The organism is Cryobacterium sp. 10I1, from assembly GCF_035019805.1.
In the GTDB taxonomy this organism is placed as follows: Bacteria; Actinomycetota; Actinomycetes; order Actinomycetales; family Microbacteriaceae; genus Cryobacterium; species Cryobacterium glucosi.
Window position 1 is genome coordinate 1 of the sequence record NZ_JASJVF010000448.1, and the last position, 1479, is coordinate 1479.

Annotated in this window: 1 protein-coding gene; it reads left to right on the forward strand. The window is 72.5% G+C overall.

Going from position 1 to position 1479, the window contains the following annotated elements:
- On the forward strand, positions 1-1459 hold a 1459-nt coding region (locus QN345_RS18955; protein ID WP_323509102.1), incomplete at its 5' end, for an FAD-binding dehydrogenase.
- Between the last annotated feature and the right edge of the window lie 20 nt (positions 1460-1479).

Consider the following 1479-nt stretch of genomic DNA (forward strand, 5'->3'; position numbering starts at 1 on the left):
GCACGACTCCGCCGGACTCGCCAGACAGGACTGGTTCGGCACCGCGGGTTTCGACCGTGACGAGGACCTCTGGCCGAGCCGCTGGGCGGAGGCCTACCTGGACTTCGCCGCCGGCGAGAAGCGCGCCTGGCTGCACTCCCGCGGCATCCGCTTCTTTCCGGTCGTCGGCTGGGCCGAACGCGGCGGCACCACGGCCCTCGGCCCCGGCAACTCCGTGCCGCGGTTCCACATCGTCTGGGGCACCGGTCCGGCGATTCTCGCCCCGTTCATCGAGCGCGTGCGGGAAGGCGTGCGGTCCGGCCTCGTCACGGCGCTGCACCGCCGCAGGGTCGACGAGCTGCTCACCCACGACGGCACGGTCGTCGGCGTGCGGGGAAGCATCCTCGCCCCGAGCGACGCCCCGCGCGGCGCGCCCAGCTCACGCGAGGTCGTCGGCGACTTCGATCTGCGGGCATCCGCCGTCGTCGTGACAAGCGGCGGCATCGGCGGAAACCCCGCGCAAGTCCGCGCCCAGTGGCCGACCCGGCTCGGCACCGCGCCCCGGGAACTGCTGTCCGGCGTGCCCGCGCACGTCGACGGGCGGATGCTCGGCATCAGCGAGCGGGCCGGCGCCCGGCTGATCAACGGAGACAGGATGTGGCACTACCCGGAGGGCGTCGCGAACTGGGACCCGGTCTGGCCCGCGCACGGAATCCGGATCCTGCCCGGTCCGTCCTCGCTCTGGCTCGACGCGACGGGGACCCGGCTGCCCGCTCCCCTGTTCCCCGGCTTCGACACGCTCGGCTCGCTCGAGCACATCCTGCGCACCGGCTACGAACACAGCTGGTTCGTGTTGACGCAGAAGATCATCGAGAAGGAGTTCGCACTCTCCGGGTCCGAACAGAACCCCGACCTCACCGGTAAGAACCTGGCCCTTCTCGCCAAACGGGTGACGAAAGGCGCTCCCGGGCCGGTCGAGGCCTTCAAGAAGCATGGCGCCGATTTTGTCGTCGCCGACACCCTGCCCGACCTGCTCGCGGGCATGCGCCGGCTCTCCCCCGATGCTCCCCTGGACCTCGCCCAGGTCGAGCGGGAGATCCGCGCCCGCGACCGCGAGCTCGACAACGCCTTCACCAAGGATGCCCAGATCACGGCGATCCGCCAGGCCAGGCACTACCGCGGTGACCGTCTCATCCGCGTCGCGAGCCCGCACCGGCTGCTCGACCCGCACGCGGGACCGCTGATCGCGGTCAAGCTGCACGTCCTGACCCGGAAGAGTCTCGGCGGCATCGAGACGGACCTCTCCGCCCGCGCCCTCGGGCCGGACGGCACACCCGTGCCGGGCCTCTACGCCGCCGGCGAGGCGAGCGGCTTCGGCGGCGGCGGGATGCACGGCTACCGCGCGCTCGAAGGCACCTTCCTCGGCGGATGCCTCTTCTCCGGACGCACCGCGGGGCGCGCCGCCGCGGCGGCGGTCTGACCCCCGGCTGTCACGGGAGC